This is a genomic window from Mesorhizobium sp. M0166 (assembly GCF_040322255.1).
GTDB lineage: Bacteria > Pseudomonadota > Alphaproteobacteria > Rhizobiales > Rhizobiaceae > Mesorhizobium.
In genome coordinates this window covers 1-14,975 of sequence record NZ_JAMYTD010000004.1, presented here as the reverse complement: position 1 = coordinate 14,975, position 14,975 = coordinate 1, and the positions used below count along the sequence as shown (strand labels likewise).

Here is a 14,975-nt window from a genome sequence, read left to right as displayed (position 1 = left end):
TGGATCAGGCAGCGTCCTGGCGGTCGCTGTTGCCGTCGATCTGCGAGCGCATCTGTCTCGCAAGATGGGTCTCGAAGCGGCTGGCGACCGCGCGATCCCATTCGTTTGCACTCAGCGCACCTTGCTTCGGGTGCGGCAGCGCCATCAGCCGGTCGATGATCGATCCGGCCTCGCCAGATGAGAGCAGGGCGTCGATTTCGCGTTCGTGCTGCATATCGTTTCGCCTCCTTCTTTCTGTTCCCGCCACGAACCACACTATAGGAGGTTCGTGACGGCTGTTTGAAGGCAAGAGCGAGGCGATTGATGGGCGATGCCGGGCAAAGTTTTGTCCGCCGCCGCGCATCTTGGGCACGATCGTTCCGGCAGGTCAGGCAGTGCTTCAGCCAAGCCGCATCGACAGTTCAACATCCTCGCCGAACGGCGTGGACATGTAGCCACTCCCGGTCGAGCGCACCCGCTCGAGGTATTCGGGGCAAAGATCGGCGTTGTCGGCAACGACGAAGGCGCCCGGCCTGAGGCGGCTTTCAACCAGACTCAAGATCTCGGGATAGAGCGCTTTGGCGCCGTCGAGCAGAAGCAGGTCGACCGTTTCGGGAAGATCGACGCTTAATGTTTGCAGCGCGTCACCTTCGCGGATTTCCACCATGTCAATGAGACCGCCTGCTGTCAGATTACGCCTCGCACGCGCCACCTTGGACGGCTCGAACTCGCTGGTGATCAGGCGGCCGCCGCCATTGTCCCGCAAGGCTGCGGCAAGGTGCAGGGTCGAAATGCCGAACGAGGTTCCAAATTCGACGATCGTCCGTGCGCCGCTGCCTCGTGCCAGCATGTAGAGCAGCGTGCCGGTCTCTCGCGAAACGGGAAGCCAGAGATCCTTTAGCCGCCCATAGAGCTCGACGTATTCGGTCTTGCTTCGAACCAGGCGCATCCGCTCCTCGGCGGAGAGTTCCGCCACTGCAGGGCTCGTTGCCGCAGCGGCTTCCTCGAACAGGCGGTCCAGCAGGGGTGCGAGCGGCTTTGTCGTCAGTGTGGTCATATCGGTCTCCAGTCAAAATTGAATGCGTCCTTGTGCGCCATTCAAAATACGACTAATCATTCGCATTCACTAATCGCATTGGCGCGCCTCTCAATGAGCGATCACCGAAGTCCGCGGATTTCCTCGCGAAAACAGCCCAAGCAGGCCCGCTCGGCAGAGCTCGTCGCTGCGATTTTGCAGGCTGCTGTTCAGGTTTTGGCGAAAGAAGGCGCGCAGCGCTTCACCACGGCGCGGGTGGCCGAGAAGGCCGGTGTCAGTGTCGGATCGCTGTATCAGTATTTTCCGAACAAGGCGGCGATCCTGTTCCGGCTCCAGAGCGATGAATGGCGGCAGACGACTGGTTTGCTGCGCGACATCCTCGAGGATATCAGGAAACCGCCGCTTGACCGGCTGCGCGGCCTGGTCCACGCCTTCCTCCGCTCGGAGTGTGACGAGGCCGCGGTGCGTGTGGCGCTCGACGACGCCGCACCGCTTTATCGGGACGCGCCTGAGGCGCAGGCGGCAAGGGCGTCCGGAGACCGCACCATCCAGCTCTTCATGCAGGAGGCGTTACCCAACGCCGCGCAAGCGACTCGCGAATTGGCCGGCGACCTGGTCATGACCACGCTCAGCACGGTGGGGAAGCAGTTCTCGGAGGCGCCCCGAACCCCCGCTGAGATTGAAGCCTACGCCGACGCCATGGCCGACATGTTCTGCGCCTACCTGAGAGGCCTCGATCACGACTAAGACCTTGTCGTCGGTCTCAGCCCCGCGGAAAGTGCTCTTTATCCCGCGGCCGCTGAACAATGCGGCCGCGAACCGGGTACGCCTCAGACGTACCGGTTGACGATATTTTCGAGCAGTTCCTGGCGGCCGGATCTGGGCTGCGGCTCGATCTTTTCCTTGACGACGCGCTCGGCGATTTCCTCCAGCGTGCGCTTGCCGGCAAGCATCGCCTTGGCCTCGGCCGAATCCCAGCCGGCATAGCGCTCGGCGAGCGGGGCGGACAACGCCTTGTCCTCGACCATGCGCGCCGCTGCCTTGAGGCCGCGAGCGCAGCAATCCATGCCGCCGATATGGCCGATCAGCAGATCCTGCGGATCGAGCGACTGGCGCCTGAGCTTGGCGTCGAAATTGGTGCCGCCGGTCTTGAAGCCGCCGGCCTGCAGCACCTGGTAGTAGGCGAGTGCCATCTCCGGCACATTGTTGGGGAACTGGTCGGTGTCCCAGCCCGACTGGTAGTCGTTGCGGTTCATGTCGATCGAGCCGAAGATTCCCAGCGCATTGGCCAGCGCCAGTTCATGCTCGAACGAATGGCCGGCCAGGATGGCATGGCCCTGCTCGATGTTGAGCTTGACCTCATTCTCCAGTCCGAAACGCTTGAGGAAGCCATAGACGGTGGCGACGTCGTAATCATACTGGTGCTTGGTCGGCTCCTGCGGCTTCGGCTCGATCAGGATGGTGCCTTCGAAGCCGATCCTGTGCTTGTAGTCGACGACCAGGTTGAGGAAGCGGCCGGCCTGTTCCTGCTCGCGGCCAAGGTCGGTGTTGAGCAGCGTTTCATAGCCCTCGCGGCCGCCCCACAGCACGTAGTTCTCGCCGTTCAGCCGCTTGGTGACGTCGATGCAGCGTTTCACCGTCGCCGCCGAATAGGCAAAGACGTCCGGATCGGGATTGGTGGCGGCGCCCGACATGAAGCGGCGGTTGGAAAACAGGTTGGCCGTGCCCCACAACAGCTTGACGCCGGTCTGTTTCATCTTTCCCGAGAAATAATCGGCGATCTCGTCGAGCCGCGCTGCACTTTCGGAAAAGTCCCGGCCCTCCGGCCGCACATCGGCGTCGTGGAAGCAGAAATAAGGCGCGCCCAGCAGCGAAAACATCTCGAAGGCGACGTCGGCCTTGAGCTTGGCCAGTTCCATCGTGTCGGTACCGCCGGCCTTGGGAAACCACGGCCGCTGAAACGTCTGGCCGCCGAACGGATCGCCGCCCGGCCAGGCAAAGGAATGCCAGTAGGCGACGGCAAAGCGCAGATGGTCTTCCAGCCGCTTGCCGGCGACAATCTCGTCGGGATTGTAGAACCGGTAAGCCAGCGGATTGGTTGAGTCCGGTCCCTCGTATTTGATCTGTTGGATGTCGCCGAAAAAACCGCTGCTCATGTTCTTTTCCTCTCGCATGGTTCGGCCTGATTACCTCAGGCGTAATTGGTTTCGCGCTGGCGCTGGGTGAAAAGGCTCATGTCAAAGCCACTCAACGAAGGAGACAGACCATGACCGACCTCAACACCATTGCTGAAAACTACATCGCCGCCTGGAACGAGAGCGACGCCGTGCGCAGGCAAGCCTTGCTCGAGGCGACCTTCACCGAGGATTTCGGCTATCGCGATCCGATCATGCAGGGCGACGGCCATGACGGCATCGCGGCGCTGATCGACGGCGTGCAGCAGCGCTTTGCCGGCTTCAGGTTCTCGCTGAAAGGCAAGCCGGACGGCTTTGCCGATACCATCCGCTTCTCCTGGAACCTCGGGCCGGATGGCAGCGAGTCCGTGATCGAAGGCACCGATATCGGCGTCATCGAAAATGGCCGGTTGAAAAGCATCACCGGCTTTCTCGACAAGGTGCCGGCACAGTGAGGCCTTCTCGGCGGGCCGCGGCGAGGGCGGGAATCCGCTCACGCTGTGGCGCTCCTGATCGCGGGATAAAGCGCCCGGTAGCGCTGATAAGCATCCTCATAGGCATCGCCGAGGGCGGCGACCGGCTCGACCGTGGTGTCTGTCGCCGGCGCCGTGCACACGGCGCGCGGATCGGCACCGGTCGCCGCGATCAGGCCAAGCCGGGCCGCACCGAAGGCGGCGCCGAAATCGCCGTCGGCTGGAATATCGACCGGCAGGCCAAGCGCTGTCGCGATGGCCTTCAGCCAGTAGCGCGAACGCGAGCCGCCGCCGATCGCCGTTACCCGGGTCAGCGTCGTGCCGGCTTTGGCCAGCGCGTCGAGGCTGTCGCGGAAGGCGAAGGCGACGCCTTCGAGCACGGCCTGGGTCAGCGCCACGCGGCCAGACTCGTGGGCAAGCCCGGTAAACGCGCCACGAATGGCCGAATCATTGTGCGGCGTCCGTTCCCCTGAGAGATAGGGCAAAAACGAGACGCCGGTCGGCGCCTGCAGCACATCGCCGAGTTCGGCGGTCAACTCGCCGGCGCTTTTTCCAGCGATCCCCGACAGCCAGTTGAGTGAATCGGTTGCCGACAGGATGACGCCCATCTGGTGCCAGGTGCCGGGCAGTGCGTGGCAGAATGTGTGCACCGCGCTTTCCGGATTGGGCAGATAGGAGGCATTGGCGGCAAAAAGCACGCCCGACGTGCCGAGCGAGACGAAAGCCTGGCCGGCGCCGACCGTGCCCATGCCGCAGGCCGAGGCCGCGTTGTCGCCGGCGCCGCCGGCGATCGGGATACCCGCCTGCAAGCCCCATTTCACAGCCAATTCGCTGCGCAAGGCACCGGCCTTGGCCGTGCCTTCGACCAATGACGGCATCTGCCTTTCGTCGAGCGACGTGGCGGCGAGCAGCTCGGCGGACCAGGCTCGTTTGCCGACATCGAGCCACGACGTGCCAGCCGAATCCGACATTTCCGAAATATGCTCGCCGGCGAGCCAGAGCCGCAAAAAATCCTTCGGCAGCAGGACCTTTGCCACCTTGGCGAAAACAGCCGGTTCGTTGTTCTTCACCCAGGCGAGCTTCGGCGCGGTGAAACCGGGAAAGACGATGTTGCCGGTCAGCTTGCGAAAGCGCGGGTCGGCATCGAGTGCGGCCGCCTCGGCGTGGCTGCGTGTGTCGTTCCACAGAATGCAGGGGCGCAGCACCTGGTCGGCGGCATCGAGCAGGGTGGCGCCATGCATATGGCCGGAAAGGCCGATGCCTTTGACCGCCGCGAGTTCCTTCGCATGCATGGATCTCAGCTCGCCGATCGCCGCTTCACAGGCGCGGATCCAGTCGGCGGGGTTCTGCTCGGACCAGCCGGGATGCGGCCGCGACACGTCGAGTGGCGCATGGCCGGAACCGACGATGCTCTGCCTTGCATCGATCAGCAGCGCCTTGACGCCCGACGTGCCGAGATCGAGGCCGAGATACATGTTTCCTCCCATGTCCGTCATGCCTGGCGGCGACGGTCTTCCTTGCTTCCCCGCCCAGTCCTGCGGCGAAGATATCCCGGCAATCGTGCCGCCGGAAACGCACCCCGGTCAACACGCGAAGATTTTTTCGACACTCGAAAAAATCTTGCCGGGGCAGTTTTTAAGGCAAGATGTGGCCTTGGTCAATTCGCCGCGAGAGCGGTTGCGCGCCGTGAAAACAGTGCCGACAACGGGCTGTCCGGCCGTGCCAGCGCGCGTTCCGCCGCAAGCGCCCTCGCCAGCGCGCCATCACCGGAACGCAAGGCCGCCTCGATCAGCGTCAGGTCGATGACGTCGCGTTGGGCGTGGCTGCCGCCGAAGCGATGGGCGATTGCCCGGATCGGCCGGATCAGGCGTATCGTCTCGGCATAATTGCCCTCGCCGAATGCCTTGATGGCGAGCGTCAGGGGATGGCCGACATCCCGGGTGAAAGCAGCGTTGTCGTCTTCACCCTGCATCGCCTCGCGCTGCGCCTCGAGCAAGCCGCGGGCCGGCGCGTCGAGGCCGGCGCCGACAAACGCCATCATCGCGTGGGCGTCGTTGAAGGCATAATGGCCGGCGCTGGCCTTGGGCAACCAGTTGGCGGCGAGCGCAGACCAGCGCTCGCCGACATCGACGCCGCCGAGATGCAGCCGCCACAGAATCGCCGAGGCATCGACCATGTTGAGCGCCAGCGTCGAGCGCTCGCCATAGATGGGCCCGTCGTAGAGCGCCAGCACCTCGTCGGTCTCGCCGAGATCATAATGGAACAGCGCCAGATGCCACCAATTGTGCACCTGCAGGAAGCTTTCCCGCGTCCACGCTTCGGGATTGGCGCGCATCCACAGAATGCCGTCCTTCTGCCGGCTCTGCATCTCCATAACATGGGCCACCGCATGCTGGGCCCAGCCGTCGCGCGGCTCGAGATCGACCGCCGTGCGGCCAAGCCTTTCGGCACGCGCGTAGTCGCCCATTTCCTCCAGCCCAAAGGCCTGCATGCCGAGTATGGCGTGGTAGCCCGGCATGCCGCTCTGCCAGGACGGCAGCGCGCGGCCGATGCGGTCGCGCAGCATGCGGGCATTGCCGGTGAAGAAGTCGATCTGGTGGCCGGTCAGCAGCGCCAGCGCATCGAGCGGGAACTCGATGGCGATATCCTCCAGCACGCGGGCGGCCTCGTGCCAGCGTCCCACCGCAAGGTGGCCAAGGGCGGCGACATGCGCCTGCTCGCGCGTCGTCGCGGCAAGCGGCAGCGCTGCCTCGTGACATGCCTTGGCCACCGCCGTCGCTTCGCGCTCTGTGGCGAGGCCAAAGAGATAACCCTTGAACACATGCGCCATGACGAAGCCGGGATCGTCGGCGATTGCCCGGTCAACCGTACCGACCGGATCGCCGATGAAGCACTGCAATTCGCGCACAGCCCGGCTGTAGGACGAGAGCCCGGCCTCCGTCGCGCCGGACAGTGTCAAGCCGAATGCATCGCTGACCGCCATTATCTCTCCTCAGTTGCCCGATCGCATCGCCACCGTCGCGATCCCGGCGCCGACCAGCAGCGTGCCGCCGGTGCGATTGAAGATGCGGATCGCCTTCGGGTTGCGCACAACGTTGCGCGCTCTTGCCGCGATCAGCGCGTAGCCGAAGGCGTTGGCGAAGGCGAGCGTCAGGAAGGTCGTCTCGAAAATCAGCATCTGTGTCCAGAAATCCGCGTGCCGGTCGAGGAACTGCGGCAGGAAGGCGACGAAGAAGGTGATGCTTTTCGGATTGAGCGCGGTAACCAGCCAGGCGTGCGCCATCATCTTGGCCGATGATACTGCATCGGTCCGCGGTTCGGCCCGGAGCGCGCCGCCGGCGCGAAACAGCTTGATGCCGAGATAGATCAGATAGCCGGCGCCGATCACCTTCAGCACCGTGAATACGGTGGCCGACGCCGCCAGCAGCGCGCCGATGCCCAGCATCGACAGTGTCATCGCGGTGAAGTCACCGAGCGCCACGCCGACTGCCATCGGCAGCGCGGTGCGCCAGCCCTGGCCGAGCGCATAGGACACCACCAGCAGGATGGTCGGGCCCGGGATGACCAGAAGGATTGCCGAGGCGGCGGCAAACGCGGCCCAGTTTTCGAAAGACATTTTCTCCTCCTTGAGCTCAAAGAAGAGGATAAATCCTTGGCCTCGCGAAGATGTAAAGGGGCAAGAATCGAAAAAGCCCCTCGTTAACGCCAGGCGGCCGGCCTTCACGCTTTTTCAACCATGATTGGTGAAAATGCCTGCTATCCGGCCGGACCGTGTTTCCCGCCGATAGCGTAGGGTTTGGGTAAATGCGTGAGTTGCCGCAAGGTCTGTCGCTGCCGCACACCGGCGACGCAATCGAAACCGAAATACAGCTTTCCCGCCGCACGGTGCTGTCCGGCGCCGGTGCGCTGGCGCTGCTCGGCGTCGCCGGCTGCAGCCAGACGCTGGATCTGCCGTCGCTCCAGCTCGACGACGTCACCACCGGCTCGATCCGGCCGGTCCGTCCGAGCATCAGCGTCGACAAGAACATCACCAGCCCCGACGTGATGTACGCTTCGCTCACCGACGGTGGCTTCAACGTGCCGGAAGTGCCCTATCTCAAGGTCAAGCCGGAGTTCCGCCGCCAGATCGTCGTCGATCCGACCGGCGAGCAACCCGGCACCATCGTCGTGCACTCGCAGGAGCGGCTGCTCTATCTGGTGCAGCCCGGCGGCGAGGCGATCCGTTACGGCGTCGGCATCGGCAAGGACGGATTCCGCTGGTCCGGTCGCGCCAACATCCAGTACGGCAAGGAATGGCCGGTCTGGACCCCACCGCCCGAGATGATCGCCCGCAGGCCGGAGCTGGTGAAATGGCAAGGCGGACAGCCGGGCGGCCTCGACAATCCGCTTGGCGCGCGTGCCCTCTACATCTATCAGAACGGCAGCGACACCGGTTATCGCATCCACGGCTCACCCGAATGGTGGAGCATCGGCCAGGCGATGTCGTCGGGCTGCGTGCGCCTGATCAACCAGGACATCATCGATCTCTACAGCCGCGTCTCCAAGAAAAACCCGGTCGTCGTCGTCTGAACGGCGGCTTCGCTTTCAGCGATCACTCTGCCGTTGCGCGATGCCGCAAGACAGGCGAATGTGCCTGCGATTTCATCGCCCGGGAGACGTAAGCAATGGCCGGAACTTTTGTCATCGCGCAAGGCGGCGGTCCGACCGCCGTCATCAACCAGACCGTGGTGGGCGCCACGCTCGAAATCCGCAAGCGGCATCCCGGCGCCAAGGTCCTTGGTTCCATCCACGGCGTGCGCGGCATTCGTGACGGCAATTACGTCGATCTTTCTGCCATTCCCGAGGACCGCCTGCGGCTGATCGCGGCGACACCGAGCGCCGCGCTTGGTTCGACGCGCGACAAGCCGGATGCCGCCTATTGCGACCTCATCCTCAACGGCTTGAAGAAAGCCGGCGCCGATGCCTTCATCTATATCGGCGGCAACGACACGTCGGGCACGCAGCAGATCCTGACCGACGCCGCCGGCGGCAAGATCGCCTTCGTGCACGCGCCGAAAACCATCGACAACGATCTCGAGGAGAACGATCACACGCCCGGCTTCATGTCGGCGGCCGAGTTCGTCGCTGGAGCATTCCTTTCGGTCGATCTCGATTTCCGCGCTCTGCCGGGCATCTATGTCGGCATCGTCATGGGGCGGCATGCCGGTTTCCTGACGGCCGCATCCGCGGCCTGGCAGCTCGACCAGGACAGCGGCCCGCATCTCGTCTACGTGCCGGAGCGGCCGTTCTCGGCGGCAGGTTTCATCGACGACGTGCGTGCCACGCTCGACCGCCACAAGCGCTGCATCGTTGCCGTCTCCGAAGGCGTCAGCACGGCCGACGGCAAGGCGCTGGTCGAAAGCCTGGTGCCGCCGGAAAGGCTGGAGCGCGACCAGCACGGCAACGTCAAGCTGTCGGGCAGCGACCTGCCGGCAGCCTTGGAGCGCGCGCTCGCCGAAGGATTGCCGGGCAAGCGGGCACGCGTCGATGCGCTCGGCTATATGCCGCGCGGCTATGTCGGCGCCATCAGCGCGGTCGACGCGCAGGAGGCCTTCGATGCCGGCGCCTTCGCGGTCACGGTGGCCGACGAGGGCGGCGGTTCGGTGGCACTGCAATATGACGGCAAGAAAACCGTGCTGAAGAAGGTGCCGCTGAAGAACGTCGCCGGCAAGACGCGCCACATGCCGGATGATTTCATGCTGCCCGATGTCAACCGGCTGTCCGACGCGGGCATGGCCTATCTGAAGCGGCTGGTCCCGCAAAAGTACAAGATCGGCAAGCCGTTCGTCTGATGCCGGCCTTGATCTGATGGACAGCTGGTTCAGCAAAACCATCGTCGACGCCAAGACGACGATGCTGACCGAGCCCTTCGTGCACGAATTCGTGCGCGCCAACATCTGGCATTTGCGCGGCCGCGATGTCGACCTGCTGGTCGACACCGGCATGGGGATCTGCCCGCTGGCGCCGCAGATCGATACGCCGGCCGGCAAGCAGCTGCTCGTCGTCGCCACGCATATCCATCTCGATCATGTCGGCTCGCTGCACGAGTTTCCGTTGCGGGCAGGGCCGCGCCACAGCGCCGCGCAGTTCGACAGCATGGATGAAGCGGTTACCTACGCCTACATGTTCCATGGTCTGGAAGGCGCCGTCTCCAGGCTGCCGGCGGAGGGCTGGAAAGCGGCCGATTACAGGATTCAGCCGGCGCCGCTGACTAGGACCCTGGACGAGGGCGATAGGATCGACCTCGGCGACCGGCAATTCCGCGTCCTGCATCTGCCCGGCCACTCTCCGGATTCGATCGCACTGTTCGACGAGGCAGACGGCCTGTTCTTCGCCGGCGACGCCATCTACGACGCCATGCTGATCGACGACCTGCCGGATTCTGATCGTGCCGCCTATCGCCGCACTATGCAGCGCCTGCTCGACCTGCCGATCCGGATCGGCCATGGCGGCCATGGACCGAGCTTCGACGGCAGGCGGATGCGCGAGATCGCCACCGCCTATCTCAGCCGGACCGACGGGAAAGGCGAATAGGAGGCCTCTGCTGAAGCGGCACAAACCTGAAGCGATTTGTCTTGCGCAGCTATTTTGTTCTTGCTTTGTGCCGGCAGCTATGCTACTAATTTGGGTATGGTGCTGATTCGCCCCAACGACCCGCCGCAAGGCGGGTTTTGTTTTCGGGTTTCGGCGCCAGCCCGGCAAGGCGGCTGCCAGCCGGAAATTAAATCTTCGTAATATTATCTGGAAACCATGATCGGCGCCCTAGATGCGGGGCTGTCGATCCGGTCGGCTGCCGTGACAGGCGAGACAGGCAAGGCCGACGACCGACACGCGATGAATCGTTCCGGTGACGGAACGTTACCGCGCTTCACCAATCTCTCGCCCGGACAACGGCCATGTCACCAATCCAGACCCTTCGCAGACATCGCGTCGCCGCTCTGCTGGGCGCCGCGCTGATCGTCAGCCCCTTCGCCTTGCCTCTCGCTCCGAGGCTGAATGATGTCCTGGCGGCAACAGTGACACCTCCCGTCACCGGCATGACGGCGCCGAGCGGCTCGTTCGCGCCGGTCGTGGCGGCCGACAAACCGGCGGTGGTGACCATCACGACGGCCATGAAAGCCCAACAGCCGAACACTATGAGCGACGCCTCTCCCTTTGGCGGAACCTCGCCTTTCGACGACTATTTCCGCCATTTCTTCGATGACCAGGGACAGCCCGCCCCCAAGACACCGCCGGAACAGGCGCCGCGCGCAGAGGCCCTCGGTTCAGGCTTCATCGTCGGCGCCGACGGCACCATCGTCACCAACAATCACGTCGTCGACGGCGCCCAGTCGATCAAGGTGACGCTCGACGACGGCACCGAGCTTCCCGCCAAATTGATCGGCCATGACGCCAAGAACGATCTTGCCGTGCTCAAGGTCAAGGCCGGCAAGCCCTTGCCGACCGTCAAATGGGGCGATTCCGACAAGCTCATGCCGGGCGACCAGGTGCTCGCTTTCGGCAATCCTTTCGGCCTTGGCACCACGGTCACGGCCGGCATCGTCTCGGCCCGCGGCCGCGACCTGCACAGCGGGCCGTTTGACGACTTCATCCAGATCGACGCGCCGATCAACCGGGGCAATTCCGGCGGCCCGCTGACGGATGTGAACGGCAATGTCGTCGGCATCAACACGGCGATCTTTTCGCCGAATGGCGGCAGCGTCGGCGTCGGCTTCGCCATCCCCTCGGACCAGGCACAAAAGGTCGTCGCCAAGCTGATGAAGGGCGGCTCCATCCAGTACGGCTATCTCGGCGTCCAGATCCAGCCGGTGACGCCTGACATGGCGAGCGCCATCGGCCTCGATCACCCCGGCGGCGTGCTGGTCGCGCAGGTCAGCGACGGATCGCCGGCCGCCAAGGCCGGCATCGAGACCGGTGACGTCATCACCAGTTTCGCCGGTCGCGACATAAAGGACCCAAGGGACCTGTCGCGCGCCGTCGCCGAAATTGCGCCCGGCACGAGGGAAACCCTCAATGTCTGGCGCAAGGGGCAAAGCCTGCAGATCTCCGTCGAGGTCGGACGCAACGAAGACGACATGACGACGGGGTCGGTGACCGGCGATCGGGGTCAGCCGTCGACCGGGCAGGGCCTTCGCGCACCGGCGCTCGGCCTCGGCCTGATGGATGTCACCCCGGATGTGCGGCAGGCAATGAACCTGGCCGGCAACCAGCACGGCGCGCTGGTCGAGCGCGTCGACCCGAACAAGGCGGCATCGGCTTCCGGCATCCAGCCCGGCGACATCATCGTCGCCGTCGACCAGCATCCGGTGAGGAGCGCCAGGCAGGCTAACCAGGCGATTGTGCAGGCCGCCAAATCCGGCAAGAAATCGGTGCTGCTGCTTGTCGAGCGTGGCGACGCCCAGATGTTTGTCGCCGTGCCCTTCGCCAGTGGCTGAAGCGGGCGCCGCGCTGCCAAGATCGATGTAGAGCATTGCCGCCAGGCCGAGCCAAGATTTCAGTTGCCCGCGCGCGCGTCTTCGAGAAAACTGACAAAGGTCGACTGGACCTTGCGCAAACGGATATTCTCGATGGTTACCCGAGGCTTCTCTTCCGGACGAAAGCCGCCGACGGATGCGGATGCACGTATCCCGCCGGGGCAATATCTCGAGCAAGGTTTCCCGGTCCTGTCGGCCGGCCCGACGCCGCATGTGCGCACCGAGGATTGGTCGTTCACGCTTAAGCAGGGGCCGCGGCCGATCAAGAAGTGGAACTGGGCCGAGTTCAACGCGCTGCCCTTGACCAAGATGACGCGCGACATCCATTGCGTCACCGCGTGGACCAAGTTCGACACGGCGTGGCAGGGCGTGCTGGTCGACGACATCCTTGCCGACGCCGGCATCGAGCCGCCCACCGCCTTCACGCTGGCGCTGGGTTTCGACGGCTATTCCACCAACGTGCCGACGAAGGATCTCACCGGCGGCAAGGCGATGGTGGCGCTGCTTTACGAGGGCAGGCCGATCACCCCCGACCATGGCGGCCCGGCACGGCTGCTCGTTCCGCATCTCTATTTCTGGAAATCGGCCAAATGGCTGAACGGGCTGCAGTTCACCGAGCGCGACGAGCCGGGTTTCTGGGAATTGCGAGGCTATCATATCTATGGCGACCCGTGGCGCGAGCAGCGCTACACGAACGATCCATGAGCGACGCACCGGCGGCGCAGTCGCCCTGGCAAACGGTCACCATCACCCGCATCCAAAAGCGCACGCCGCGCGTCACCAGCTTTTTCCTGCAGCCGTCGCGGCCTTTCGCCTACCATGCCGGGCAGCATGTCGATGTCAGGCTGACGGCGCCTGACGGCTATCAGGCGCGCCGCTCCTACTCCATAGCCTCCGCGCCGGAGACCGGCGAGACCATCGAACTGGCGATTGAAAAACTCGAGGACGGCGAGGTCTCGCCGTTCTTTCACGAGATCGCGGCGGTGGGCGACGAGGTCGAGTTGCGCGGGCCGCTCGGCGGCCATTTCGTCTGGTCCGACGGCGACGGCGGACCGCTCCTGCTCGTCGGCGGCGGGTCGGGCGTGGTGCCGCTGATGTCGATGGTCCGTCACCGGGCGATGCGGGGATCGCTGGTCGCGGCCGCCCTGGTGTTTTCGGCGCGGGTCTGGGACGAGGTGATCTTTCGCGACGAGTTGATCGACCTCGCCGAGCGCCGGGATGGCTTCGACCTGGTACTAACGCTGACGCGCGAGCCGGCCCGCCGTCCGGCGGATTATGCGCGGCGGATCGACGCCGCGATGATGGTGCAAGCCATGACCAGGCTGCCCGCGCCACCGAAACTCGCCTTTGTCTGCGGCTCGAACGCATTCGTGACGGCCGCCGCCGAGGCACTGATCGATGCCGGGGTGCCTGCGGCTCTCATCCGCACCGAACGCTACGGGGTCTGACCCGGTTCTGCTTTGCCCGGTCGCTGCCTTCGCCGGCCGGCATAAACGGGCCGAAAACCGGCAGAACGGCGAGGCCGCGTTTGGCGGAAATGGTTAACGATTCGACAAACAACCCCGGCTGCGACTTTTATCGGTTTAAAAAATCGAACCGAACGGTTCGTTTCTGTTGACAATGCGTGCAGGACGCTGTGAACGCTGCCTACCCAAGTCGCTTGCAGCCAGACCGAGGTTATGCGTTATCTGCTTGATTTCACATAGTAAAATTGTGGCAAAGGGAATCTCTGGCACAATTTCAAGGTGTAGAAGCGTGGTCCACACCAAACAACTTCGTGATTGGAAACTCACTATTGCCTTTCCCACATCGGGGCTGTCCGGACGACGCGAATTCCTCCCAAGACACGCCGCTAGACGGACGGAAACTAAGATACTGGAGTACTAAAATGAAAAAGATCGCTCTTGCCGCCGTCGCCGTTTTGGCCATCACCGGCAGCGCCTTCGCTGGCAGCGACAACTTTGGTTCCAAGGGTGCGAACCAGACTGCCGCTTCGGTCGACAGCTCGTATACGGCTTCCATTCAGAAGCCCGTTCATGCTGACCAGCAGCCTGTCCAGGGCGCCGACCGTAACCTCTTCGGCAACAACTAACAGCCGATCCCGGCATCAGGGCGGCGGGCATATCCGCCGCCCGGGATCTGAAAAAATTCAGGAGTATTAAAATGAAAAAGATCGTTCTTGCTGCCGCCGCCGTTTTGGCCATCACCGGCAGCGCTTTCGCGGCTAGCGACAATTATGGTTCGAACGGCGCGAACCAGCCTGCGCCTTCCGTCGATAGCTCGTACACGGCTTCCGTCAGGACGTCGGACGATACTGAAAAGCAGCCGGCCGTCCAGGGCGCCGACCGCAACCTTTTCGGCAACAACTAACAGCCGATCGCGGACCATGATCCCGTAAAGTGGAAGCCGGTTTTCGGCAAAAGATCATGGTCCAATAACAGGATAAGCGGCGGGTGAGCTCGCCGCTTCGATTGAAATCCAGGAGTATCAAAAATGAAAAAGATCGTTCTTGCTGCCGCCGCTCTCTTGATTGCCGCCGGCAGCGCTTATGCCCGCAACGATAATGTTGGCGGGACCGACATCAACAAGCAGGCGACCGTCAACGTCGACAAGACGCAGACGTATTCGGTGCGTGACAGCAACTCGCCGATCTACAAGCTGCTGAATTCGTCTGGCGATGTGCCCAAGTCGGCGCCGCCCGGCGCCCCCCCCCACCAAATAGGGCAAAAAAAAAAACCCAAAAGGGAATAAACCCACAGGCTATATATAAAAAAAGACGCGGCGCCCGCAAAGGATATTT

Annotated in this window: 17 protein-coding genes; 11 read left to right on the top strand and 6 right to left on the bottom strand. The window is 63.7% G+C overall.

Annotation, left to right across the window (positions count from 1 at the left end; all coding sequences use genetic code 11):
* Nucleotides 1-4: 4 nt before the first annotated feature.
* Both NKJ46_RS06645 and NKJ46_RS06640 read right to left on the bottom strand, forming a co-directional pair.
* Nucleotides 5-214, bottom strand: coding sequence for a hypothetical protein (locus NKJ46_RS06645; protein ID WP_254815980.1), 210 nt, complete (start codon nt 212-214; stop codon nt 5-7).
* 165 nt (nt 215-379) lie between these two features.
* Nucleotides 380-1,036, bottom strand: a complete 657-nt coding sequence (locus tag NKJ46_RS06640) for an O-methyltransferase (protein WP_352663403.1) — start codon at nt 1,034-1,036, stop codon at nt 380-382.
* Nucleotides 1,037-1,129: 93 nt separating this feature from the next.
* On the opposite strand from NKJ46_RS06640, the gene NKJ46_RS06635 reads away from it, so the two are divergent.
* The gene (locus tag NKJ46_RS06635; RefSeq protein WP_352663401.1) at nt 1,130-1,762 is read left to right on the top strand and encodes a TetR/AcrR family transcriptional regulator; all 633 of its coding nucleotides are present in this window, start codon (nt 1,130-1,132) and stop codon (nt 1,760-1,762) included.
* A gap of 83 nt (nt 1,763-1,845) precedes the next feature.
* On the opposite strand, the gene xylA is transcribed toward NKJ46_RS06635, so the two are convergent.
* Nucleotides 1,846-3,171 (bottom strand): xylose isomerase, encoded by a 1,326-nt coding sequence (gene xylA / locus NKJ46_RS06630; RefSeq protein WP_352663399.1) that lies wholly within the window; start codon nt 3,169-3,171, stop codon nt 1,846-1,848.
* Nucleotides 3,172-3,281: 110 nt separating this feature from the next.
* Here xylA and NKJ46_RS06625 point away from each other — a divergent pair, with 110 nt between their 5' ends.
* On the top strand, nt 3,282-3,644 hold the full coding sequence (locus tag NKJ46_RS06625) for a nuclear transport factor 2 family protein (protein WP_352663397.1): 363 nt from the start codon (nt 3,282-3,284) through the stop codon (nt 3,642-3,644).
* Nucleotides 3,645-3,682: 38 nt separating this feature from the next.
* On the opposite strand, the gene xylB is transcribed toward NKJ46_RS06625, so the two are convergent.
* The 3 genes from xylB to NKJ46_RS06610 all read right to left on the bottom strand — a co-directional run bounded on the left by xylB (nt 3,683) and on the right by NKJ46_RS06610 (nt 7,278).
* A complete protein-coding gene (xylB, locus tag NKJ46_RS06620; RefSeq protein ID WP_352663927.1) occupies nt 3,683-5,137 on the bottom strand; it encodes a xylulokinase in 1,455 nt (484 codons plus the stop codon).
* Nucleotides 5,138-5,319: 182 nt separating this feature from the next.
* Entirely contained in the window at nt 5,320-6,645 is a 1,326-nt protein-coding gene (locus NKJ46_RS06615; RefSeq protein WP_352663395.1) for a tetratricopeptide repeat protein, read from the bottom strand.
* 9 nt (nt 6,646-6,654) lie between these two features.
* Nucleotides 6,655-7,278, bottom strand: a complete 624-nt coding sequence (locus NKJ46_RS06610; RefSeq protein WP_352663393.1) for a LysE family translocator — start codon at nt 7,276-7,278, stop codon at nt 6,655-6,657.
* Between the two features lie 188 nt (nt 7,279-7,466).
* Between NKJ46_RS06610 and NKJ46_RS06605 the strand changes: the two genes are divergently transcribed.
* The 9 genes from NKJ46_RS06605 (at nt 7,467) to NKJ46_RS06565 (ending at nt 14,926) form a co-directional block, all read left to right on the top strand.
* Nucleotides 7,467-8,231 carry a L,D-transpeptidase gene (locus NKJ46_RS06605; protein WP_352663391.1) on the top strand — a complete coding sequence of 255 codons (765 nt, stop codon included), beginning with the start codon at nt 7,467-7,469 and terminating at the stop codon, nt 8,229-8,231.
* A 95-nt stretch (nt 8,232-8,326) separates the two neighbouring features.
* The gene (locus NKJ46_RS06600; RefSeq protein WP_352464595.1) at nt 8,327-9,493 is read left to right on the top strand and encodes a diphosphate--fructose-6-phosphate 1-phosphotransferase; all 1,167 of its coding nucleotides are present in this window, start codon (nt 8,327-8,329) and stop codon (nt 9,491-9,493) included.
* A 16-nt stretch (nt 9,494-9,509) separates the two neighbouring features.
* Entirely contained in the window at nt 9,510-10,235 is a 726-nt protein-coding gene (locus NKJ46_RS06595; protein ID WP_352663389.1) for an MBL fold metallo-hydrolase, read from the top strand.
* A gap of 362 nt (nt 10,236-10,597) precedes the next feature.
* On the top strand, nt 10,598-12,136 hold the full coding sequence (locus NKJ46_RS06590) for a DegQ family serine endoprotease (RefSeq protein WP_352663386.1): 1,539 nt from the start codon (nt 10,598-10,600) through the stop codon (nt 12,134-12,136).
* 132 nt (nt 12,137-12,268) lie between these two features.
* Entirely contained in the window at nt 12,269-12,880 is a 612-nt protein-coding gene (locus tag NKJ46_RS06585) for a molybdopterin-dependent oxidoreductase (protein ID WP_352663384.1), read from the top strand.
* On the top strand, nt 12,877-13,623 hold the full coding sequence (locus NKJ46_RS06580; protein ID WP_352663382.1) for an FAD-binding oxidoreductase: 747 nt from the start codon (nt 12,877-12,879) through the stop codon (nt 13,621-13,623). Before NKJ46_RS06585 ends, NKJ46_RS06580 begins: the two co-directional genes overlap by 4 nt.
* A 440-nt stretch (nt 13,624-14,063) precedes the next feature.
* A complete protein-coding gene (locus NKJ46_RS06575; RefSeq protein WP_352663380.1) occupies nt 14,064-14,267 on the top strand; it encodes a DUF680 domain-containing protein in 204 nt (67 codons plus the stop codon).
* Nucleotides 14,268-14,338: 71 nt separating this feature from the next.
* Complete coding sequence (locus tag NKJ46_RS06570) at nt 14,339-14,545, top strand: DUF680 domain-containing protein (protein ID WP_352663378.1); 207 nt, start codon at nt 14,339-14,341, stop codon at nt 14,543-14,545.
* Between the two features lie 123 nt (nt 14,546-14,668).
* Complete coding sequence (locus tag NKJ46_RS06565; RefSeq protein WP_352663376.1) at nt 14,669-14,926, top strand: DUF680 domain-containing protein; 258 nt, start codon at nt 14,669-14,671, stop codon at nt 14,924-14,926.
* Nucleotides 14,927-14,975: the final 49 nt, after the last annotated feature.